Annotated in this window: 17 protein-coding genes; 10 read left to right on the top strand and 7 right to left on the bottom strand. The window is 43.5% G+C overall.

What is annotated here, in order from left to right; all coding sequences use genetic code 11:
* Positions 1-212 precede the first annotated feature (212 nt).
* A complete protein-coding gene (gene erpA, locus AACQ81_RS16705; protein WP_237385706.1) occupies positions 213-557 on the top strand; it encodes an iron-sulfur cluster insertion protein ErpA in 345 nt (114 codons plus the stop codon).
* A gap of 122 nt (positions 558-679) precedes the next feature.
* On the opposite strand, the gene AACQ81_RS16700 is transcribed toward erpA, so the two are convergent.
* From AACQ81_RS16700 to mtnN, 3 genes are read right to left on the bottom strand one after another with little or no spacing between them, the layout of a single operon-like run.
* A complete protein-coding gene (locus AACQ81_RS16700; protein WP_237385705.1) occupies positions 680-1579 on the bottom strand; it encodes a DMT family transporter in 900 nt (299 codons plus the stop codon).
* 46 nt (positions 1580-1625) lie between these two features.
* The gene (gene btuF / locus AACQ81_RS16695; protein WP_237385704.1) at positions 1626-2495 is read right to left on the bottom strand and encodes a vitamin B12 ABC transporter substrate-binding protein BtuF; all 870 of its coding nucleotides are present in this window, start codon (positions 2493-2495) and stop codon (positions 1626-1628) included.
* 27 nt (positions 2496-2522) lie between these two features.
* Complete coding sequence (gene mtnN, locus AACQ81_RS16690) at positions 2523-3221, bottom strand: 5'-methylthioadenosine/S-adenosylhomocysteine nucleosidase (protein WP_237385703.1); 699 nt, start codon at positions 3219-3221, stop codon at positions 2523-2525.
* A gap of 114 nt (positions 3222-3335) precedes the next feature.
* Here mtnN and dgt point away from each other — a divergent pair, with 114 nt between their 5' ends.
* Positions 3336-4862, top strand: a complete 1527-nt coding sequence (dgt, locus tag AACQ81_RS16685; protein WP_237385702.1) for a dGTPase — start codon at positions 3336-3338, stop codon at positions 4860-4862.
* Here the strand turns inward: dgt and AACQ81_RS16680 are convergent.
* Positions 4855-7194 carry an ATP-binding protein gene (locus AACQ81_RS16680; RefSeq protein ID WP_237385701.1) on the bottom strand — a complete coding sequence of 780 codons (2340 nt, stop codon included), beginning with the start codon at positions 7192-7194 and terminating at the stop codon, positions 4855-4857. The two genes, dgt and AACQ81_RS16680, sit on opposite strands and share 8 nt — an antisense overlap.
* 53 nt (positions 7195-7247) lie before the next feature.
* Between AACQ81_RS16680 and rlmD the strand changes: the two genes are divergently transcribed.
* From rlmD to AACQ81_RS16645, 7 genes are all read left to right on the top strand, one after another.
* Positions 7248-8570 carry a 23S rRNA (uracil(1939)-C(5))-methyltransferase RlmD gene (gene rlmD, locus AACQ81_RS16675; RefSeq protein WP_237385700.1) on the top strand — a complete coding sequence of 441 codons (1323 nt, stop codon included), beginning with the start codon at positions 7248-7250 and terminating at the stop codon, positions 8568-8570.
* Positions 8571-8647: 77 nt separating this feature from the next.
* Positions 8648-10885 carry a GTP diphosphokinase gene (relA, locus tag AACQ81_RS16670; protein WP_237385699.1) on the top strand — a complete coding sequence of 746 codons (2238 nt, stop codon included), beginning with the start codon at positions 8648-8650 and terminating at the stop codon, positions 10883-10885.
* Between the two features lie 4 nt (positions 10886-10889).
* Positions 10890-11690: a nucleoside triphosphate pyrophosphohydrolase gene (mazG, locus tag AACQ81_RS16665; RefSeq protein ID WP_237385698.1), complete on the top strand. Its 801-nt coding sequence runs from the start codon at positions 10890-10892 to the stop codon at positions 11688-11690.
* Between the two features lie 261 nt (positions 11691-11951).
* Positions 11952-13589, top strand: a complete 1638-nt coding sequence (gene pyrG / locus AACQ81_RS16660) for a glutamine hydrolyzing CTP synthase (protein WP_237385697.1) — start codon at positions 11952-11954, stop codon at positions 13587-13589.
* Positions 13590-13692: 103 nt separating this feature from the next.
* Positions 13693-14994: a phosphopyruvate hydratase gene (gene eno, locus AACQ81_RS16655; protein ID WP_237385696.1), complete on the top strand. Its 1302-nt coding sequence runs from the start codon at positions 13693-13695 to the stop codon at positions 14992-14994.
* A 350-nt stretch (positions 14995-15344) separates the two neighbouring features.
* The gene (locus AACQ81_RS16650) at positions 15345-16730 is read left to right on the top strand and encodes an SLC13 family permease (protein WP_237385695.1); all 1386 of its coding nucleotides are present in this window, start codon (positions 15345-15347) and stop codon (positions 16728-16730) included.
* A 300-nt stretch (positions 16731-17030) separates the two neighbouring features.
* A complete protein-coding gene (locus AACQ81_RS16645; RefSeq protein WP_237385694.1) occupies positions 17031-17954 on the top strand; it encodes an alpha/beta hydrolase family protein in 924 nt (307 codons plus the stop codon).
* A 149-nt stretch (positions 17955-18103) separates the two neighbouring features.
* On the opposite strand, the gene AACQ81_RS16640 is transcribed toward AACQ81_RS16645, so the two are convergent.
* A complete protein-coding gene (locus AACQ81_RS16640; protein WP_237385693.1) occupies positions 18104-19588 on the bottom strand; it encodes an aldehyde dehydrogenase family protein in 1485 nt (494 codons plus the stop codon).
* Between the two features lie 366 nt (positions 19589-19954).
* On the opposite strand from AACQ81_RS16640, the gene AACQ81_RS16635 reads away from it, so the two are divergent.
* Positions 19955-20302, top strand: coding sequence for a DUF6694 family lipoprotein (locus AACQ81_RS16635; RefSeq protein WP_237385692.1), 348 nt, complete (start codon positions 19955-19957; stop codon positions 20300-20302).
* A gap of 93 nt (positions 20303-20395) precedes the next feature.
* On the opposite strand, the gene AACQ81_RS16630 is transcribed toward AACQ81_RS16635, so the two are convergent.
* Both AACQ81_RS16630 and AACQ81_RS16625 read right to left on the bottom strand, forming a co-directional pair.
* Positions 20396-20917: a SprT family zinc-dependent metalloprotease gene (locus AACQ81_RS16630; protein ID WP_237385691.1), complete on the bottom strand. Its 522-nt coding sequence runs from the start codon at positions 20915-20917 to the stop codon at positions 20396-20398.
* A gap of 29 nt (positions 20918-20946) precedes the next feature.
* Positions 20947-22068 carry an ISAs1 family transposase gene (locus AACQ81_RS16625; RefSeq protein ID WP_237385690.1) on the bottom strand — a complete coding sequence of 374 codons (1122 nt, stop codon included), beginning with the start codon at positions 22066-22068 and terminating at the stop codon, positions 20947-20949.
* Positions 22069-22072: the final 4 nt, after the last annotated feature.

Below are 22072 nucleotides of genomic sequence, written 5' to 3'. Positions count from 1 at the left end.
AAGCTCCTGAAAGATAACGGTACAGATAGGGGTATGCCATTCTAAAGCACCCTAATGGGGAAGCCAAATAATGAGAAGGATTTACCTTGTTGCATTCGTGTGGCAAAACTTGAACGAATGAGTCAGGTATTGGATAATCGCCGACAATTGATCAGAAAGTGTAAAATGAACTTTCGAGAATTTTTACCGGAAAACCGGACTGGAGCAAAAATATGAGCGATGATGCTGGATTGCCTTTGCAGTTTACTGATGCTGCAGCCAATAAAGTCAAAGTACTGGTTGCTGATGAAGATAACCCGAATCTGCGCCTGCGGGTCTATATTACAGGTGGGGGCTGTAGTGGTTTCCAGTATGGTTTCACTTTCGATGACCAAATTAACGAAGGTGATATGACAATTCAGAAACAAGGGGTTGAACTGGTGATTGACCCGATGAGCCTGCAATACCTGGTAGGCGGTTGTGTGGATTATACGGAAGGGCTGGAAGGTTCTCGTTTTATCGTCACTAATCCAAATGCAAAAACAACCTGTGGCTGTGGCTCCTCTTTCAGTGTCTGATTGAGATTATTTTCCATTGTAATAAATAGCCTCCTTTACAGGCGGCTATTTTGCAAAGTATTTTCAGTATCTTGATACCTATTCTTTTTTTCGATCCATAATTCGAAATTTGTCGTGTATGTCTACGACGAAAGCAATTGTGGTTGGTGGGATTTTTTAAGAATACTGACCACTAAACCGGACATAATGAAAAACGCCCCTAGTGTGCCCATCCATCCTAATGTTTCCCCAATGAATACAAATGCGAACAGGGTTGAAAACAGTGGCTCGCTGGTTTCCGTAATCTGTACGCTACTCGCTTCTCCTTTCTCTACTGCTTTGGTTGTAAAGTAAAATCCGCCAATTGATGGCAAAAATACCAGCCCCAAAATCATCAACAGAGCAATACCAGAAGGAATTTGCAATCCTTCATATATTGCAGGAATAGCAAGGAAGACAGTACCGAAACCAAACAGCCAGAGCAGTACTGATATCCCGCTGCCGATGTTCATCAGTTTTGAGAGAAAAATGAAGAGGGCATATCCCAATCCACCCAACAGGGCCAGCATAATGCCGAGATAACTACTGGAAGTTTGTTCCGCGAAATTAAATAGGCAGTAAACACCGATAATGATGAACACAAATGATAAACATTTATTGAGTCCAATTTTTTCACCTAAAAACAGAGATGAAAGAATGAGTGTAATACCACCGGCCGCATAGACCAGAAAAGAGACTAATGGAACGGGTGCTTCTTTAAACGCCCAGGTTTCGAAAAAATACAGGCAAAAAATGCCAAAGAAGGCGAGGATGGCAAATTGCAGGCTCTTATGACGTAAAGCAAAAAATGTACGTCGTTCAGAGGGCTTAATTAAGCCATATACCAGCAGGATCAGGAAGGCAATAAAACATTTCCAGAATGCGACCTGATGGTGGCTGATCCCTGAATTCAGGCCGAAATGAGTCAGCACGCCGATAGTGCCATTAAGCGCAGCGGCAGTGAGAGCATAAAATTCAGCCCTCTGGTAAAAAGCGTTATTCATATTTTTGAATCCATCCAAATAAGAAGCAGGGCAACCGAATATTGTCCTATTTTGCTTGATTGTTGGAATAATTTAACTGCTTACAAAGTTGCTCTGTGGCCAGAATAACCCTCGGCCCTGCACGGCTAAACCAGTCATCATTGAGTGCGATGATTTTGATATTCATTTGTGGTTGCCAGAAATCTGCGATCCGTTGTTTATGCTCTTCCGTACCACCCATTACTATTACTTCCGGTTTGCGGGTAAGTACTTGCTCACGATTAACCTGTGGCCACGGAACCGGGCTGTCAGCAAAAATATTTTTGCCCCCGCATGTGGAGACAATCTCACTTTGAATAGTGTGATCAGATGACGTAAAAATAGGATTCATGCCAAACTGTAAAAATACCCGCTTAGGGGACTGGTTGGCATAATCCTGTTTTAATTGATTGAACGCCTGACGAATATCTGAAGCGGATTTCTTGGCTATATCGGGACTTGGGCTATAGTCAGCAAGACGCTCCAGCTCTGCCGCGACATCTTCTACTTTTTTCACATCAGAATAAAAAATCGGAATACCCAAAGCGGCCAGTTGTTCGAGCGGACGCTGGGGATTGCCGCCACGCCATGCCAGAATCAGGTCAGGTTTCAGTGCGATAATCCGTTCTACATTAATGCCTTGCCAATCCGCAACTTGTTCCAGTTTTTTGGCTGCTTCGGGATAATCGGAGTAAGCACTGACTGCAATAAGCTGATCGCCCAGCCCTGCTGCGTAAGCAAGCTCTGTTGTTGATGGCGCAAGGCTGATAACGCGGGAAGCGGCGGCATAAAGTGGAGCACTGAAACCATATAAAAAGCTATATAAAAAACCATATAGAAGAAATGAAAAGGCCAGCCAAATAGATCGGTGAGGGGCAATGTTCAAAAATGATTTCATTATTCATGCTCCACTTTAAATGATGATTTACTGCTTGCTGAGTTCGGACAGCATGGCGTTGACCATCCGTGTGGATTCACGGGCGGCGACAACCAAAAACTCATCAAAGCTGATATGGGATTCTTGATCGGCAACATCAGAGATGGCACGGACGACAACAAACGGGACTTTATATTGGTGGCAAACATGACCAATCGCTGCTGCTTCCATTTCAACCGCAGCGACTTTCGGGAAAGTCGCTTGAATACGTGCCAGTGGTTCTGAGCCATTGATAAAAGCATCACCGCTGCAAACCAGACCACGAATGGCATTCAGCTCAAGGGATTGGATACACTTTTCTGCCAGAGTGATTAGTTGTTTATCAGCAATAAAAGCGGGTGGACATTGTGCCATCTGTCCTGATTCATAACCAAAAGCGGTAAGGTCAGCATCGTGGTAGCGGACTTCTTCGGAAACTACGATATCCCCCACTTTCAACTTAGGGTCAAGGCCGCCTGCTGAACCTGTGTTGATCACGATATCTGGCTGGCAATGTTCAATCAACAAAGTGGTTCCAAGTGCCGCTGAGACTTTACCGATACCGGATTTCAGTAAGGCGATATCAACGCCATTCAGTTTGCCGGTATAGATTTCACAACCGCCTCGTGACAATATTTGCAGACCTTCAATCTGGTCACGCAATAGAGTCACTTCTTGTTCCATTGCACCTATTACACCTACTTTCATTGTGTCATACTCGCTTATTAATGGGCTGATTTGAGTCGGGAAGTGTATCATTGAATAGTGATTTACCGGAGATTCCTATTCTAAATAATCGTTTCATTCGGCATGGGGGGATTAATGTCTAAGATTGATTTCAAACAGAAGCTGAATTACCAGCGTAAGTTCAGCAACGCTTCTATCCACCCTGATGATGAGGAACATGTAACTCGCCAATTTGAAAGTGATCGGGGACGGATTATCAACTCAGCCGCTATTCGGCGATTGCAGCAGAAAACACAGGTATTTCCACTTGAGCGTAATGCCGCCGTGCGTAGTCGGTTGACGCATTCTCTCGAAGTTCAGCAAATAGGACGTTATATCTCAAAAACGATTATTTCGGAGCTGACAAAACAAAATTTGCTGAAAAAATATGGGCTGAGTGAGCGGTTACTTGCCTTTGAAAGCCTGATAGAAATGGCCTGCCTGATGCACGATATTGGTAATCCCCCATTCGGCCATTTTGGTGAAGCGGCGATTAAAGATTGGTTCTCCCGCCGATTAGACCCTGATTATTCACTCAAAATGAAAGATCGGAAGGATGGTTGTAACGTCGCGGCATTGCTCCTGAGCGGTGACGAAAAAAAAGACTTATTCCGTCGGCAATTGCGCAAAGACTTATGCCAGTTTGAAGGCAATGCTCAGGCTATCCGTCTGGCGCATAATCTGCTCCGGCTGAATCTCACTTATGCCCAAATAGGCTGTATCCTGAAATATACCGGCCCGGCATACAGTCTGGAAAGGAACCCTCTTGAATTCAGTTATCTCATGAAGAAACCAGGTTATTACTGGTCGGAAGATAGTTTTATTCGTGAGCTGAGAAAAGAGCTGCAAATGGGGGATTTTTGCCGCTTTCCCCTGACATACATTATGGAAGCCGCAGATGATATCTCCTATTGCATTGCGGATTTAGATGATGCTGTTGAAAAGGGCATCTTTAACGTTGATCAATTACTGGAATACCTGAAAAAAGAGTGGGATGAACAGGGGGGGCACAGGAAAGGTGATTTATTCGAAGCCACGGTAATGCAAGCCCATAAAAAAACAGCCAATAACGAAGCCCGTCGTAATATTCACGAACAGTTTTTTATGTACCTGCGGGTATTTATCACGGGGAAACTGGTTCCTTATACTGCCAGATTGTTTATTGAAAATTTGCCCGAAATTTATGCAGGAACATTTAACCACGCCTTGTTGGAAGGGAAGGGAGATGAACACCGTTTGTTGAAAACCTTGAAAAATGTTACGCGTAAACGGGTTTTCAATCATCCTGAAGTGGAAGAGCTGGAATTGCAGGGTTACCGGATTATTAACGGATTACTGGATGTATATAGCCCTTTGCTGGAGCTGTCCCGGCAAGACTTTATCGAACTGAATCAGAATAATTTCCACAAAAAATATTTTATTGAAACGCGCTTGTTGCACAAACTTTCTGCGAAGCATCGTCTGGCTTATAGCGAATCGGTAGAAGGAATTGTTGCCACTGATGAAACTGAAAAAGATATACTCGAATTTTATTATCGGGCGCGTCTGATTCAAGATTATATCAGTGGTATGACAGACCATTATGCCTACGAAGAATACCGCAAGTTTATGGTAACTAAATAAGGGGTTTGGTGGCTCTGAATATATCAGGGGCTGCCGCAATTACGTGATTAATTTCATCCATAAACTCCAGCAATTCCGGCTCAAGATCGGCCAAAGCAATATCTTGTTGAAGTTGCTTTTCGACGAATTCGCAAATCGCTTTTAGTTTTGGGACACCGTTATAGCAACAGCTACCGTGTAATTGATGAACGCAGTGCTGAAAGTGTTTGCGAGACAATTCGCCATCGTTAGATAAAGCCCGTTCAATCATGTTTTTCATCTCAGGCAAAGATTGTACCAGTATTTCCAGCATCTCTCGTGCTAATGATTCCTTGCCGGCGGTTTGTTGTAACGCTATACCCCAATCAATGACGGGTGGCTTTTTCTGCTGGCTGTGTTGATTCAGCAAGGCTTTCAGACGGTTTTCATCCAACGGCTTAGAAAGGCAGTCAATAAACGGCGCATTTTTTGCCTCACGACAAGCAAAGGCGGTGACGGCGATAATCGGTGTTTCTCTATGCTGAGGCAATTGATGGATCTGTTCAGAAGCTTGAATACCGTCCATATCAGCCATTTGAATATCCATCAAAATCAGATCCAGAGCGTGTTTTTTTGCTGTTTCCAACGCTTCCATGCCACTGCTGCACAGTAGGGTATTCTCAACTTGCTCATTTAATAGAGTGCCAATCAATTTTAAGTTTGCGGGATTGTCATCCACAGCCATTACAGTTATTGGTAAACGCGTTACTATTGAAGGAACGGGCACAAGCTTCGGTAGTGATCCGAATAAGCATTCTTCTTTTTCCAACCAGATATCAAAATAGAACACTGTGCCTTTGGCAATTTCACTGGTGAAATCAATCTCACCCTTCATCTCATTGACGAGTCTCTTGGTAATGCTCAGGCCTAGTCCCGTTCCTCCATAATGGCGGGTAATACTGGCATCTGCCTGATTGAAGGCTTGGAACAAAATCGGACGGTATTCCGGTTTTATGCCGATACCTGTGTCCGTTATGGAAAAGTCAATCTGTACAAGGTGGTGCTGTTGCTGGCGTAATTTGATATTCAGTGCCACGTAGCCTTTATCGGTAAATTTAATCGCATTGCCAATAAGATTTGTGAGTATTTGTTGCAGGCGAATGGGATCGCCAATCATCAGATTAGGCAGTTTTTCATCAATATGATGATTCAATAGCAAATTTTTCACACTGGCAGCGGGAGTAAGTAATTCAATAACTTCATTGACGGTATCGCGCAGCAGAAAAGGGACTTGATCCAGCACCAATTTATTGGATTCCAGCCGTGAGAAATCCAAAATGTCATTGATGATTTTCAGCAGGTTGTTTGCTGAACGATCAATAACATACAGATATTCCATCTGTCGGGAGGTTATGGGGGTCTTTAACATTTGGCGGGTAAAGCCAATGACACCGTTGAGTGGTGTGCGCAATTCATGGGACATATTGGCCAAAAATTCGGTTTTGATCCTGACGGCCTCTTGTGCCCGCTTTTTGGCGATGGTCAGTTCCACATTCTGGATTTCCAACTGTTCCATGGTGATTTGCAGATCAGAAGTAGCTTGATCAATATGGAGCTGCATCTCGTTTTTATACTTTGAAAGCGATTCAGCCACGGTATTGATACCATTTTGAAGCGCGGCCAATTCTCCCGGCATAGCACCTGTCACACGGCTGTTCAACTGCCCTTGTCGAATGCGATCCACGGCTTTGACCATGCAATTCAGGGGTTGGGTCACTTTGCGCACCAGAACATGAGCAAACAAGGCTGTTCCTCCCAGACACAAAATCAACAGGATAATGGCGGTGGCAATCTCTTTGTATTGCTGAAGCTGGGCGACGCGTAAATCCAAATCAATCGCGATATAACCGATGGGCTGAGTATTGCTGGAGGGATTGTCCTGCTGATTAGAAGGCTGTATTTCTGAGATAATCGGCATCTTCAGGATGATGCTATTGCCATACTCTGTCTTGGATAATGTCGTTGGGATCAGTTCATCGGGTGTGAGTCTCAGGTAATTGACATTATATTTGTTATTCGAAATATCAAATAATTTATGGTGTTCATCGAAAATCGCAATTGCCCTGACAATTTCAGAATTACGGCGGTGCAGGCTGTTTATCAATGACTTGACGCGCCTGTGATTGTCCAGATTAATGCCAACTTCGCTGGCGATAGATAGGGGTTCAATAATGCTGATCCCACTTCGGACTATCAGGATTTTCAACTCGTAATAGCGGTATGAGATAAATGATATACTCACAAGCGTTCCGACCAGTAAAACAGGAACCAATATCAGGCTCATCATACGGGTGCGTAGGCTATATTTGGTCATAGGCGTCCATTGTGGGAAAATCATAACTCAATTTTTCAACGTCAGTCAGAATCATGGTGCAATTTTACTCCCCAAATCGTCGTTCCGTAAACCGAGGCATTATCTCCGTTGCCGCAGATAACCTTGATGCTCAAGGGCAAGGCATTGCCCATCATCAGGGAAAAACTATTTTTATTTCAGGGTTATTGCCGGGTGAGCAGGCTCAGATCCAACTGACAGAGGAAAAACGTCAGTTTGCCAAAGCTAAAGTAGTGAAACGGGTATCAGACAGCCCGTATCGTGTGGCACCTCACTGTCCGCATTTTAAAGTGTGTGGCGGATGCCAGCAGCAACATATTGCCACAGAACTGCAAGCCAGTACCAAGGCCAGTGTGTTGGAACACCTTATCCGGCGGGAGACGGGTATTAATATCAGCGCGCATCCCATCATCCACAGCCCTGAATATGGTTATCGGCGCCGTGCCCGGCTCGGCCTGCAATATAACGTCAAACAACGCACTTTATTGATGGGATTTCGCCAAAATCAGACCAATGATGTAGTGAATATTAACCACTGCCCTGTCATGCGCCCTGAATTGGAACAATTATTGCTGCCTTTATCTCAATGCCTGAATAGCCTGAACGCAGTTAAGCGGTTGGGACACGTTGAGTTGGTGCTGGCGGATAACGGCCCATTAATTGTATTGCGTCATCTTGATCCCCTAAAGTATGAAGATAAGGACGCTCTGCGCACTTTTTCGGTGCAGAATAATGTAAAAGTCTATTTGGCGGGTGATGAAAAGCAGCTTGAACCATTGATAGCAGAGCAGGCTGAGCCGTGGTATCAGGTCGATGGACTGAAATTGGTGTTCAGCCCGAGGGACTTTATTCAGGTTAATGATGAAGTTAACCAACAAATGGTAGCACAGGCATTGGCGTGGCTGGATTTGCAGCCAACGGACAGAGTATTGGATCTGTTTTGTGGTATGGGGAACTTTACCCTGCCAATGGCTACTAAAGTACAGGCTGTGGTTGGTGTAGAAGGTGTTGCTGCTCTGGTTTCGAGTGGGCAATATAATGCTCAGCTTAATGAACTTAATAATGTCGATTTTTTTCATGAAAATCTGGAGTCAGATATTCACCAGCAGCCTTGGGCAGCGCTGGGATTCAATAAAGTGTTGTTAGACCCAGCCCGCGCAGGTGCCGCTGGCGTCATGTCACATATTGTAAAACTGGCTCCCGAAAAAGTGGTTTACGTTTCCTGTAACCCCACAACACTGGCGCGGGACAGCAAGGTTATGTTGGAGGCGGGTTATCAGCTTGTCAGTGTGCGGATGCTGGATATGTTCCCGCACACCGGTCATTTGGAGTCCATGGCGCTATTTATTAATTATTAGTTTTATTAGTCATTAGTCGCGTTAGTTGTGAGCTAATTGTCAGTCGTGAGCCAAGGGCTATCGAGTAGGGAGAAATTATGGTTGCGGTAAGAAGTGCGCATCTCACACCGGCAGGTGAATTTGCTGTCGATAAGTGGATCGCAAGTTTAAATATTACTAACCCACAATCCAGTGAAAAATTGGCTGAAACATGGCATTACTGTCACGAAAAAGTCCAAAATCACCCCGATGCGGAATTGCTGTTGTGGCGCGGTGTGGAAATGGTGGAAATTTTGTCCACATTGAGTATGGACAATGACAGTATGCGCGCCGCGCTACTTTTTCCCATCCTTAATTCTAAGCTGATCGATAGCGAAACAGTGACGGAGACTTTTGGTAAGTCCATTACGAATCTGGTCAATGGTGTACTGGAAATGGACGCCATTCGTCAGCTAAAAGCGACACATACTGACTCTACTTGTTCAGCACAGGTCGATAATGTTCGCCGGATGCTGTTGGCAATGGTAGAAGATTTTCGCTGTGTCATTATCAAGCTGGCAGAACGCATTGCCCATTTGCGGGAGGTAAAGGATGCCAGTGAAGATGAGAGAGTGCTGGCGGCTAAAGAGTGTTCCAATATCTATGCACCTCTCGCCAATCGTCTGGGGATTGGGCAGTTGAAATGGGAGCTGGAAGATTTTTGTTTCCGTTATCTGCATCCTGATGAATATAAAAAAATTGCCAAACTGCTGCATGAGCGCCGGATTGATCGCGAACAATATATCGAGAAATTCATTACAACTCTGCGTAAGTACATGCTGAAAGAGGGAGTCCGCGGTGAGATATATGGCCGTCCCAAGCATATTTACAGCATCTGGCGAAAAATGCAGAAGAAATCCCTCTCTTTTGATGAGCTGTTTGATGTACGTGCTGTTCGGATTGTTGTCGAACGTTTGCAAGATTGCTACGCGGCTTTGGGGATAGTACATACTCACTACCGTCATTTGCCGGATGAATTTGACGATTACGTTGCTAACCCGAAGCCGAATGGTTATCAGTCCATTCATACTGTCGTCTTGGGGCCAAATGGAAAAACCCTTGAAATCCAAATCCGAACCCGTCAGATGCATGACGATTCTGAACTTGGGGTGGCTGCCCATTGGAAATACAAAGAAGGTGCTGCGATTGGCGGTGGCAAATCTGGCAGTTATGAAAGCCGCATTGCGTGGTTGCGTAAACTGATCGCATGGCAGGAAGAAATGGCGGATACCGGCGAGATGCTGGATGAAGTGCGCAGTCAGGTATTTGATGATCGTGTTTATGTCTTTACGCCAAAAGGTGATGTAATTGACCTGCCAATCGGCTCTACGCCGTTGGATTTTGCCTACCATATCCACAGTGATGTCGGGCATCGTTGTATCGGGGCGAAAATCGGGGGACGCATTGTACCGTTCAGTTATCAGCTCCAGATGGGCGATCAGATAGAAATCATCACCCAGAAACAGCCTAACCCAAGCCGTGATTGGCTTAATCCTAACCTTGGCTATGTCACTACCAGCCGTGGTCGGGCGAAAATCCATAACTGGTTCCGTAAGCAGGATCGCGATAAGAATATTATTGCCGGTAGGCAAATGCTGGACAATGAGCTGGCGCATTTAGGGATCACGGTTAAGGAAGCTGAGAAAGAACTGATTGCCCGTTATAACGTCCATTCGTTGGAAGAAGTGCTGGCAGGCATTGGTGTTGGTGACATCCGTATCCATCAGTTGATGAATTTCCTGCAAAGTAAATTCAATAAAATCACGGCGGAAGAAGAGGATCGCGAAGCGCTTCGCAATCTGGAAAACAAATCCTATACACCGCACAATACAACCAGAGACAATGGCCGTATTGTCGTAGAAGGGGTGGGTAACTTAATGCATCACATTGCCCGTTGCTGTCAGCCTATCCCCGGTGATGAGATCATCGGGTTTATCACCCGTGGGCGCGGGATTTCCATCCATCGTTCTGATTGTGACCAACTGACAGAATTGGAAGCCAGTTCACCAGAGCGGATTGTTGATGCGGTATGGGGAGAAAGTTACTCCAGTGGCTATTCCCTTGTGGTTCGGGTGCTTGCCAATGATCGCAGCGGATTATTGCGTGATATCACAACTATCCTTGCCAATGAAAAAGTCAATGTATTGGGTGTCAGCAGCCGTAGTGATGTTAAGCAGCAGCTTGCCACCATTGATATGAACATTGAAATTTATAACTTACAAGTACTCGGGCGGGTATTGGCGAAACTTAATCAATTGCCTGATGTGATTGAAGCCAGACGTTTACACGGTAATTGATGATATGGACAACATGAAAACAGAAACTATAGAACGACTTAAGGGGATTATGGCGCAATTGCGCCATCCCCAGAATGGCTGCCCTTGGGACAAAGTGCAAACTTCTGCGACGATTGCCCCTTATACGCTGGAAGAAACGTATGAAGTGCTTGATGCGATTGAGCGCAATGACAGTAATGCCCTAAAAGAAGAGTTAGGGGATTTGCTGTTCCATATTGTATTTTATGCTCAGATGGCTCAAGAACAGCAACAGTTTGATTTCGATGATCTCTGCGAGGCAGTATGCGACAAACTGGAGCGCCGCCATCCCCATATTTTCCATCAACAAACGGGGATCAGCAGCGAAGAAGCGATAGGAAGCTGGGAACAGCGCAAAACCGCAGAAAGGGCGGAGAAAAATCAGCATTCGGTGCTGGATGATATTCCTGCCACTTTGCCGGCGTTAATGAAAGCCTATAAAATTCAGAAACGCTGTGCTTCGGTCGGTTTTGATTGGGATACCCTTGGCCCGGTACTGGGCAAAGTCTATGAAGAAATTGATGAAGTCATGGATGAAGCGAAACAGGTCGTGGTTGATGAATCCCGACTGGAGGAAGAGCTGGGGGATTTGCTGTTTTCAGTGGTCAATTTATCCCGTCATTTGGGGCATAAGCCGGAAATGGCACTACAAAAAGCCTGCCATAAATTTGAAAATCGTTTCCGCAACGTCGAAAAACTGATCCTAGACAAAGGATTGTCACTGGAAACAGCGACACTGGATGAGATGGAAGAAATGTGGCAACGAGTCAAAAAGCAGCAGTCATAAGGCAGCGATAACGGCAAATAACGAGTGAAAAGCGAAAAGGATGTCGAATGAATAGCTGAATAACCTGAGTCGGGTGAAAAAATTTCATACTAATAACTTGCTGAATTTAAATAGAAAGTAGTGCATTCGTTTTGTGGTGTTACTCATTTCGGGGCACTTTAGCCTGCTCAGATGGTTTGTAGCGCATTTAAGGTTAGGGTATACTGCTTTCCCGTCCTGTTATATTCATCATCCTTTTAAACCTAAACTTTCAGGTTCAGCATGAAAACTAATTATATTTTTGTGACCGGCGGGGTCGTATCCTCTCTGGGTAAAGGCATTGCCGCAGCCTCTTTGGCGGCTATACTCGAAGCCCGTGGACTCAATGTCACCATTATGAAACTGGACCCGTACATCAACGTCGATCCGGGTACAATGAGTCCAACCCAACACGGGGAAGTTTTCGTAACCGAAGATGGCGCTGAAACTGATCTCGATTTAGGTCATTACGAACGTTTCATCCGAACCAAAATGACACGCCGCAATAACTTCACGACTGGCCGTGTCTATTCCGAAGTTCTGCGCAAAGAACGCCGCGGCGATTATCTGGGTGCAACCATTCAGGTTATCCCTCACATTACCAATGAAATCAAAGACCGCATCATCCGTGGCGCAGAAGGTCATGACGTTGTGCTGGTGGAAATCGGCGGTACTGTTGGTGATATCGAATCTCTGCCATTCCTTGAAGCTATTCGCCAGATGGCAGTGGAAGTAGGCCGCGAAAATACCCTATTCATGCATCTGACTCTGGTGCCTTATATGGCGGCAGCGGGCGAAGTGAAAACTAAGCCGACCCAGCATTCCGTTAAGGAATTGCTGTCCATTGGTATTCAGCCAGACGTGCTGATCTGCCGTTCAGACCGCGTTATCCCTGCCAATGAGCGTGCAAAAATTGCGCTTTTCTGTAACGTCCCGGAGAAAGCGGTTATCTCTTTAAAAGATGTTGATTCCATTTATAAAATCCCAGCCCTCTTGAAATCTCAGGGCTTAGATGATTATATTTGTAAACGATTCAACCTCGAACGCCCGGAAGCTGATCTGTCCGAATGGGAACAGGTCATTTATGAGGAAGCCAATCCATCGGGCGAAGTAACCATTGGGATGGTAGGTAAATACGTTGAATTGCCAGATGCTTATAAATCAGTGATTGAAGCACTGAAACATGGCGGGCTGAAAAACCGCCTGACCGTCAACATCAAGTTGATTGATTCACAGGATGTTGAAACTCGTGGTGTTGATATTCTGAAAGGCTTGGATGCGATTCTGGTACCAGGCGGATTCGGTGGTCGTGGTATCGAAGGCAAGATCATGACTGCACGTTATGCCCGTGAAAATAAGGTTCCATATTTGGGAATTTGTCTGGGAATGCAGGTTGCCCTGATTGAGTTTTCTCGCAATGTTGCGGGATTGGCAGGTGCTAACTCGACTGAATTCGAGCCTGAATGTAAGTTACCTGTTGTTGGTCTGATCACCGAATGGCGTGATGAGAATGGCAATCTAGAATTACGTAGTGAAGAGGGTGATCTCGGTGGGACGATGCGTGTTGGTGGTCAGTTGTGCCATCTGACTGAAGGTAGTCTGGTACGTAAACTTTATGACCAGGATGACATCATTGAACGTCACCGTCATCGCTATGAAGTGAACAATTTGTTGTTGAAACGTATTGAAGATGCAGGCTTGCGTGTGGCTGGCCGTTCAATCGACAACAAACTGGTAGAAATTATTGAGAACCCCGCGCACCCGTGGTTTGTAGCGTGCCAGTTCCACCCAGAATTCACTTCAACGCCTCGCGATGGCCATCCGTTATTTGCTGGTTTTGTTGAAGCCGCAGGCAAATATCAGAAAGGCCTGTTGAAATAAGATATGGGGCAATGGGTTGGTTTTAAATCGAATGCTGTAGGTTAATGGCTTTTTGGTTTCAATCTGTTGCCCGGAATTTAACTTGTGACTTGAGGAAAACCTAATGTCCAAAATCGTTAAAGTGCTTGGCCGTGAAATTATCGACTCCCGTGGTAACCCAACTGTAGAAGCAGAAGTGCATCTGGAAGGTGGTTTTGTTGGTCTGGCTGCTGCGCCATCAGGTGCATCAACAGGTTCGCGCGAAGCGTTGGAACTGCGTGATGGCGATAAATCTCGCTTCATGGGTAAAGGTGTCTTGAAAGCTATCTCTGCGGTCAACGGTTCAATTGCACAGGCTCTGGTTGGTCAAGATGCGAAAGATCAGGCTAACATCGACAAGATCATGATTGAGCTGGATGGTACTGAAAATAAATCTAACTTCGGTGCTAACGCGATTTTGGCTGTTTCTCTCGCGAACGCCAAAGCAGCAGCAGCAGCGAAAGGTATGCCTCTGTACGAGCACATTGCCGAGCTGAACGGTACTCCGGGGAAATTCTCTATGCCTCTGCCAATGATGAATATCATCAACGGTGGTGAGCATGCTGACAACAATGTCGATATCCAAGAATTCATGATTCAGCCAGTTGGTGCAAGCTCTCTGAAAGAAGCTGTACGTATAGGTTCTGAAGTATTCCACAATCTGGCAAAAGTATTGAAAGCGAAAGGCATGAACACTGCGGTGGGTGATGAAGGTGGCTATGCGCCAAACCTGGAATCTAACGCAGCAGCGCTGGCAGCGATTAAAGAAGCAGTTGAGAAAGCAGGTTATGTGCTGGGTAAAGACATTACTCTGGCAATGGACTGCGCCGCTTCTGAATTCTATAACGAAGAAACAGGCAACTATGAACTGAAGGGCGAAGGCAAGACGTTCACTTCTCAGGAATTTACCCATTATCTGGAAGGTTTGACTAAAGAATACCCAATCGTTTCCATCGAAGATGGTCTGAATGAATCTGATTGGGAGGGTTTTGCTTACCAAACTAAAATACTGGGCGACAAAATCCAGTTGGTCGGTGACGATCTGTTTGTAACCAACACCAAGATCCTGAAAGAAGGTATCGAAAAAGGCATTGCAAACTCCATCCTGATCAAATTTAACCAGATCGGTTCTCTGACTGAAACTCTGGCAGCAATCAAGATGGCAAAAAATGCTGGTTATACTGCGGTCATCTCTCACCGCTCTGGTGAAACTGAAGATGCAACTATTGCTGACTTGGCAGTAGGTACTGCAGCAGGTCAAATTAAAACAGGTTCTATGAGCCGCTCTGACCGTGTTGCTAAATATAATCAGCTGATCCGGATTGAAGAAGCTCTGGGTAACCGTGCACCTTTCAACGGTCTGAAAGAAGTAAAAGGTCAAGCATAATTGCCAGTTTAGTCCAATAAAGTTAAATATTATTTATATTTCGGCGAAAGAGGTTAAAACCCTTTCGCCTTTTTAAAGAAAGAAAATTTTATTTAAAATAGGATTTTATGCTCAATTAAGATATAAAAAATTAACATAAAAGCAAAAATTAAGTTTATTTTTTGATCATACATTCGGTAATTAGACAAATCCCGCGTAATAGATCCCAAAATCACACAACTCGTATTTTATTCCTTGTTGATACTCCTTATTATTTCACATGTAATGTAATTCTTTAACATTTATGGCAATGATTCATCAATTATCTTTTTACATTACTGAGTAATGTTTCATTGTTTTATGGAGTCTTCATGGACGCTTCTGAATCTTTAACCCCAGCGGTTGGGCCTACCCCTTTAAATAAAAGAGGCTTAATTATACTTGCGCTGGATATCATCTTGCTTGTAGTGCTGCTTAAGTTTTTGCCTTATGGAGAGAAAGCAAACGCAGGTCTGGCATTGATGGCATTTGTTGGTGTGTTATGGCTGACTGAAGCCATTCACGTCACGATTACTGCATTGTGTATTCCAATTCTGGCCGTTGGTATGGGGTTGATGGGGACCAATGACGCGCTGAAATCTTTTGCAAACCCGATTATCTTTTTGTTTTTCAGTGGTTTTGCATTAGCAACGGCGCTACATATCCAAGGCCTGGATAGATTGATTGCTAACCGTCTGCTGATGATTGCCCGTGGACGTTTGTCTGTGGCGGTAATGCTGATATTTGGTATTACAGCACTACTTTCAATGTGGATCAGTAATACTGCAACTGCTGCAATGATGCTGCCACTGGTTCTCGGTATTCTGGCAAATCTGGATGTACGCTCTGAGCGTAATACCTTTGTGTTTGTACTGTTAGGAGTGGCATATAGTGCCAGTATTGGTGGATTGGGTACATTGGTAGGTAGCCCACCCAATGCTATCGCCGCTGCACAATTGGGCATGGATTTCATCACGTGGATGAAATACGGTGTGCCAATGGTCATTATTCTGATGCCTGTTATGGTTGGGGTGATGTACATCATGTTGCGCCCAAATCTGAACCACAAATTTGATCTGGAACTGGAACAGTTGGAATGGAAAGGTAAGCGTATTATCGCCATGATCATTTTCCTGCTGACCGTTGTGTGCTGGATTTTCAGTTCATTTATCAGCGACGCACTTGGTGGTGTGAAAGAACTGGATACAATTATTGCAGTAAGCGCGGCTATCCTGATTGGTATCACCGGTGTTTCAACGTGGTCACAGATTCAAAACAATACTGAATGGGGCGTGTTGATGCTGTTCGGTGGCGGTTTGACGTTGAGTGCTGTCTTGAAAGACTCTGGAGCCAGTGAAGTGATGGCGAATAGCATAGCGACGACTTTCGGTGCAAGCCCATGGTTTGTGATCATCGTTGCCGTTACTGCGTTTATTATCATTCTGACAGAATTTTCCAGTAATACGGCGAGTGCTGCATTGCTTGTACCTATTTTTGCCACGGTTGCAGAAGCATTGGGAATGCCAGTCATGGTCTTGACCATGATTATTGGTATTGGTGCATCCTGTGCATTTATGCTGCCTGTAGCGACACCGCCTAATGCGATTGTTTACGGCTCTGGTTATATCAAGCAAGTGGAAATGGTCAAAGTGGGCATGGTGCTGAACGTGGCATGTATTGCCATTATTTCTGTGGTTGCCTGGTTCTTCTGGGTTTAATCACTCAATAAGTAAAATCGCCATCTTTATAGGTGGCGATTAAAATTGCAGATAAATCTGTTAAATTATTTATAAATCAATTAAAGATATAATCTTCATCTTTCAGGCAGCAGTTTTATTCGTTACACTCACTCCAACTGCCATTTTTATAAATATAAAATTAACTATGCTCTTGAGAGTTTACTTCTTATTATCGCGCATAAGTTATAATTTCATTGAATATTTTCAAAAATATCTTTATAAATTTACTATCATTTATGTTGTAGGCGTTTTATTATTCATTTGAATGAGAATTATCACATGATTAAATATATTTCTATTTTCACTTTGTTAATTTTATCTTTTTCTGCCAAAAGTATAGGGGATTTTAATATCCATACACTAAAATCTGACGATAATAAGGATATTACTTATTATCTCTTTAAAAGAAACAACGGAAAATCTAAAAATTTATTAGTTCTCATTCAAGGATCTGATTGTAAGAGTGCCATACGAAACAAAAACATGATAAAAAAGTTTGGTCAGATTGTCCCTGAAAGTGATCTCTTACTGGTTGAAAAATATGGGCTTAATGAAAAATCATCGAGTCAGGATGATGTTGAAATAGAAAGTAATAATTGCCCTAAAACCTACATGTTAAATGATTCACCCAAAAAGAGAGTGTCGGACTATATTGCTGTCATTAGCCTCTTAAAGAAAAATTATAAGAAAGTTATTTTATTGGGTGGAAGTGAAGGTGCTATTATTTCCAATTTAGTGACAGCAAATTCGAATGTCAGCGATGTAACAATATCAATAAACGGTGGTGGTCGCTATTTTCGTGATGATGTCATTTACAGTGTAGAAAAAAATAATAACGAAAATGAATTAGATGGTAAGCTCAGAGATTTGAATAAATTCTTTTCTGCGGTCAAAGAAAATAAACTACCTGAAGACTTTATCACTAGTGACCACGGAACTCGTTGGTGGCAAGAGTCATTATCCATTGATAATCAATCAGTCATATCATCAATACAATCGCCTATGCTTATTATACAAAACATGAATGATATCAATGTAAATGTTAATGAATTCAACAAAATGTATCATCAGATTAATAATGAAAATATTACGTTTATGACCTATGAAAATCTTGACCATTTTTTTAAAAACAGAGAAAAAGAAGATGAATCATCAATGGTGATTGAAGACATTAAAAAGTGGTTAAATTATCATATTAAATAAGTGTGATAATTATTATTAAATCAATAAGAAATGTAAATAATATCAAAGCGGTTTTAGTTGTTCTCTATATTTGAATTAATAAATTAGTGATATTGAATCGCCATCTGTGAAGATGGCGATTTTTTTCAGTTATTCTTATTGTTAGCTTATTACTCTTCTTTTGTGCTGATATAGATATTTTTCACTTCAGTGTAAGCATCCAATATCATTTTGTGAGTTTCACGCCCAAGCCCTGATTTTTTATAACCCCCAAACGGAGTATGGGCGGGCAGCTCGTGATAGGTATTAATCCACATACGACCCGTTTTCACTGCCTTAGCAACACGCAGGGCGCGGTTAATATCCTGTGTCCATACAGCTCCCGCTAGACCATATTCGGAGTCATTGGCCATTTCGATGACTTCCTCTTCATCACTGAATGGCATAACACACAGCACAGGCCCGAAAATTTCTTCCTGCGCAACCCGCATATTATTGGTCACATTAGTGAGGATCGTTGGCTGGATAAAAAAGCCATCATCATATCCTTCGCCTGTTATGCGCTTTCCACCAGTCAGAACGGTTGCACCTTCCTGTTTTGCAAGGTCGATGTAAGCTAAAATAGTGTTCATCTGTTCTTCACTGACTTGGCTACCCATTTCAGTTTCTAACAGCATGGGATCACCCACATTGACTGATTCGAACACTGTTTTCAGTGATTTCAGGAATTCATCGTGAATATCTTTATGCAAGAACAGGCGAGCACCGGATTCACAGGCTTGCCCTTGATTGAGCAAAATCGCGTTAGCAGCATATTTAACTGCTTTTTTCATATTGGCATCAGGGAAGACGATATTGGCAGACTTACCCCCTAATTCTAGAGTGGCAGGAATAAGTTTTTTTGCCGCTGCGGCAGCAACCTTGTATCCGACTTCTGTTGATCCGGTAAAGGCTACTTTGCCAATGCCTTCATGGTCTAGGATTGCTTGGCCGACGACTGAGCCACGTCCTGTGACGATATTGACAACGCCCGCAGGCAGAACTTCATTCAGGATACGTCCCAGTTCAAGCAGAGTGATTGGAGTCAGGCTTGCGGGATTGATGATAATAGTATTACCTGCGGCAAGAGCAGGGGCAATTTTCCAGGCTGCCATTAATAATGGGAAGTTCCATGGAATAATTTGCCCGACGACCCCAATGGGTTCTCTAATCACCAGGCTAAGAGTATCTTTATCGATAATATCGGAGGCATCAGAATGTGCTCGGATCACGCCTGCAAAATAGCGGAAATGATCAATAGAGAAAGGAATATCAAAATTACGGCATAACGCTTGTGTTTTACCGCCATCCAGTGTTTCAAGAGCAATAAAGCGTTCGGCTTCAGCTTCCAGCAGATCAGCAATTTTCAGTAACAGAGATTGCCTTTCTACGGGAGAGATTTTGCTCCATTCAGGTAAGGCTTTTTGGGCAGCTTTAACGGCAAGTTCAATATCATCGGCATTACCCGCTGCATATTCTGTCAGTAATTCACCTGTTGCCGGATTATAGCTTTTCATCGTATTTTTCGAAAGGCTATCAACCCACTGACCGTTAATCAACATCTTGTAAGATTTAGCGGGTAACAGTTCTTTTGCGATATCATGTAACTTTTTCATTATATTCTCCGGGTACTTTGTTTCTTATATGCTAGGACATATATTCAAAAGTGATTATCGGATTAAGTCTTAATTTTCTAACAAAAATGAATCTAAATGTAAAAGAGGCTTATCAATAAATGAGGTTTACAAATCTTAACTTATTGTTATACCTAAATCTATTAGGAGTATAAGTTAAATTAAAAATTAGAAATATATCAACCTAGCAAATTAATAAATTTAATTCGTTAATAATGCAGAGGTAATTCAATAAATAAATAATAAAATTATAAATTAAACTGTTTATATAAGAGACGTTTTTATTAGGGAAGCGTATATAGTCATCTTCTGCTATGATTATCTTATTCGTATCAGGTGGGGGTGATCATGAAAAAATTGTTGTTAACTTGTTTACTGGGTTTTGCATTAACGGGGTGTGATAATCATCCTAAGATTGACGGTTCGAACGAAATAGCGGTAAAGACATCGATTGAAAAAATCAGAGATACTTTATCAGAAGATAAAAAACTAAAATTTGATGATTCATTGAATATTACTATGATTAACAGTATTGATTTTGATGAATTATTTCAGAATGATAAGAGCGGAAATATTCATCATAGTGATATTGAAAATTTAGAACAAAAATTCTACCGATCACTTCATGGGAAATCAGCAGATCAAATTATAGCGGAAGCTGAAGAACTCAAAGTAACGAACATTGCTACTGAATGAATTAGAAAGTTATATCCAATGGATTGCAAGTTGCAGTGCAATCAATAAAGCAGCATTTTGAAATTGATTGGGTATAAATAAGATGCCCTGATGCTATAGCATCTTACTGATTTTATTATTTTGGGGGGGTAATTTTTCTCCACATTGGCGACAAATATAGCAACTTTTTCCTCTGAGGATTTTATTGTGTTGTCTGATTGTTAGCTCATGTTGCCGACAGCGACAATAATAAGTGAATATTTGGCTGCGCACAGAATTAACAGAGAACTGATGTGTCCGATTGGCTGATACTTTAAGCACTGTTTCCATGATAAAACGCCACTCTTTCCCGTGTGGGGCTACTTGACCAAACTGATGATAAGCCAACAAATGAGCAAGTTCATGAGGGAGAACTTCATCAATGAATGCTTGCTGGTTTTCAATCAGCAAAATCGGATTCAGGCGGATCTCCCAATCTTGTAATCGGGCACAGCCCGCTATCGTGCCTCGCTGGCGGTAGGTGACGCTAGGCTCAGGAAAGGTTTTTTGAAAAAAATTACTTGCCTGTGCCAATTTTTGTCGCATGGTGCGCATAACGGCTTGCTGTAAGAAGAGGGGAACTCTGACAGGTTTCATCACGGCTGCATATTGCAGGGCAATCGCATCTAAATTTTTTGGGCTTTACCCAAAACCGTCAGCAGATATTTGTCATCCCAACCTGCCCGTTTACGGCGGGCTTTAATTCCCGCTTTGGTGGGAGCTAAACGAAGTAAATTCAGCGCGATTTTATTGAGTAAGGCCATATTAGCAGCCGCATTGCCTTCCCGCATTCGCTGTTGATCTTCATTAAAGGCAATGTCCAGACACCAATGGAGCTGCGTTTCTATTTGCCAGTGACTGCGGATCGCTGTCGCTGCCCGTTGCGCTTCAGTCGGGGGTAATGTGCTGATAAAATAACAAATTTCCCGGCTCACTCCCTCTCCGACATGGCGTTCACGGATCACCCGTATTATGCTGTGTAAACCACTCCAGGCCGTCTTTTCCGCCAACCAGTCAACAGGAACCATTTGTACTGTGCGTCGCTCAATGCGGCCATGTCCGGCATCCACTTCTTCATATTCGCTCAGGCGTGCCGGTTGGGATGAAACATAATCAAAGTAACGACTGACATCCTCATACAGGTGGGGATGATTTTCTTTCAGGCGCAGGATATAACCGGCTCCCGCTTCATCTAACTGATGAGCTATCGCTTTCTGGCAGCCCATGGCATCAATAGTCACCAGGCTTCCGGACAACACCAACCGGCGGAGTAATTCAGGGATCGCGGTGATTTCATTGGATTTGCTATCCACTTTAACTTGCCCCAGAACTAAGCGATTGGTGCAGGCAAAGGCGCTGACCAGATGAACTGCCGCCTTGCCGTTGGCTTTATCGAGTGAACGACGCAGGGTTTTGCCATCTATGGCGACGATATCTTCTTCTATTCCTTGAGCCAACGTAGATACCCAGGCGGTGAAACAGTCGGCAAAAGCCTGCGCATCAAGTGCAGCAAAGACACGACCAAAGGTATCGTGAGAGGGAATACCGTTATTGAGATCAAGGAATTGGGTAAAGAAATCCTGTTTAGATTCGCCAAATTCTTCGATTTCAACCCAACCTTCAGCACCACAAATTACAGCGCAGATGGCGATAGTTAGGATATTTTCCAAACTATGCAGCTGAGTGCGTTGAACACGGGGGTCTTCAAGTGAGGCAAAATGCTGTAACAAAGGGCTGACAGAGGACATAAGG

The sequence above is a fragment of the Xenorhabdus sp. Sc-CR9 genome (assembly GCF_963897815.1).
Lineage (GTDB): Bacteria > Pseudomonadota > Gammaproteobacteria > Enterobacterales > Enterobacteriaceae > Xenorhabdus.
Note: the sequence above shows the minus strand (reverse complement) of the source record. Positions and strands in the feature narration are given on the sequence as shown.

Coding starts and splice junctions, on each gene's coding strand:
- AACQ81_RS16630 (WP_237385691.1), bottom strand. CDS start 20,917: ATGAAACCTGTCAGAGTTCCCCTCTTCTTACAGCAAGCCGTTATGCGC.
- pyrG (WP_237385697.1), top strand. CDS start 11,952: ATGAAAACTAATTATATTTTTGTGACCGGCGGGGTCGTATCCTCTCTG.
- AACQ81_RS16700 (WP_237385705.1), bottom strand. CDS start 1,579: ATGAATAACGCTTTTTACCAGAGGGCTGAATTTTATGCTCTCACTGCC.
- rlmD (WP_237385700.1), top strand. CDS start 7,248: ATGGTGCAATTTTACTCCCCAAATCGTCGTTCCGTAAACCGAGGCATT.
- AACQ81_RS16625 (WP_237385690.1), bottom strand. CDS start 22,068: ATGTCCTCTGTCAGCCCTTTGTTACAGCATTTTGCCTCACTTGAAGAC.
- relA (WP_237385699.1), top strand. CDS start 8,648: ATGGTTGCGGTAAGAAGTGCGCATCTCACACCGGCAGGTGAATTTGCT.
- AACQ81_RS16650 (WP_237385695.1), top strand. CDS start 15,345: ATGGACGCTTCTGAATCTTTAACCCCAGCGGTTGGGCCTACCCCTTTA.
- eno (WP_237385696.1), top strand. CDS start 13,693: ATGTCCAAAATCGTTAAAGTGCTTGGCCGTGAAATTATCGACTCCCGT.
- AACQ81_RS16680 (WP_237385701.1), bottom strand. CDS start 7,194: ATGACCAAATATAGCCTACGCACCCGTATGATGAGCCTGATATTGGTT.
- mazG (WP_237385698.1), top strand. CDS start 10,890: ATGGACAACATGAAAACAGAAACTATAGAACGACTTAAGGGGATTATG.
- mtnN (WP_237385703.1), bottom strand. CDS start 3,221: ATGAAAGTAGGTGTAATAGGTGCAATGGAACAAGAAGTGACTCTATTG.
- btuF (WP_237385704.1), bottom strand. CDS start 2,495: ATGAAATCATTTTTGAACATTGCCCCTCACCGATCTATTTGGCTGGCC.
- AACQ81_RS16640 (WP_237385693.1), bottom strand. CDS start 19,588: ATGAAAAAGTTACATGATATCGCAAAAGAACTGTTACCCGCTAAATCT.
- AACQ81_RS16635 (WP_237385692.1), top strand. CDS start 19,955: ATGAAAAAATTGTTGTTAACTTGTTTACTGGGTTTTGCATTAACGGGG.
- dgt (WP_237385702.1), top strand. CDS start 3,336: ATGTCTAAGATTGATTTCAAACAGAAGCTGAATTACCAGCGTAAGTTC.
- erpA (WP_237385706.1), top strand. CDS start 213: ATGAGCGATGATGCTGGATTGCCTTTGCAGTTTACTGATGCTGCAGCC.
- AACQ81_RS16645 (WP_237385694.1), top strand. CDS start 17,031: ATGATTAAATATATTTCTATTTTCACTTTGTTAATTTTATCTTTTTCT.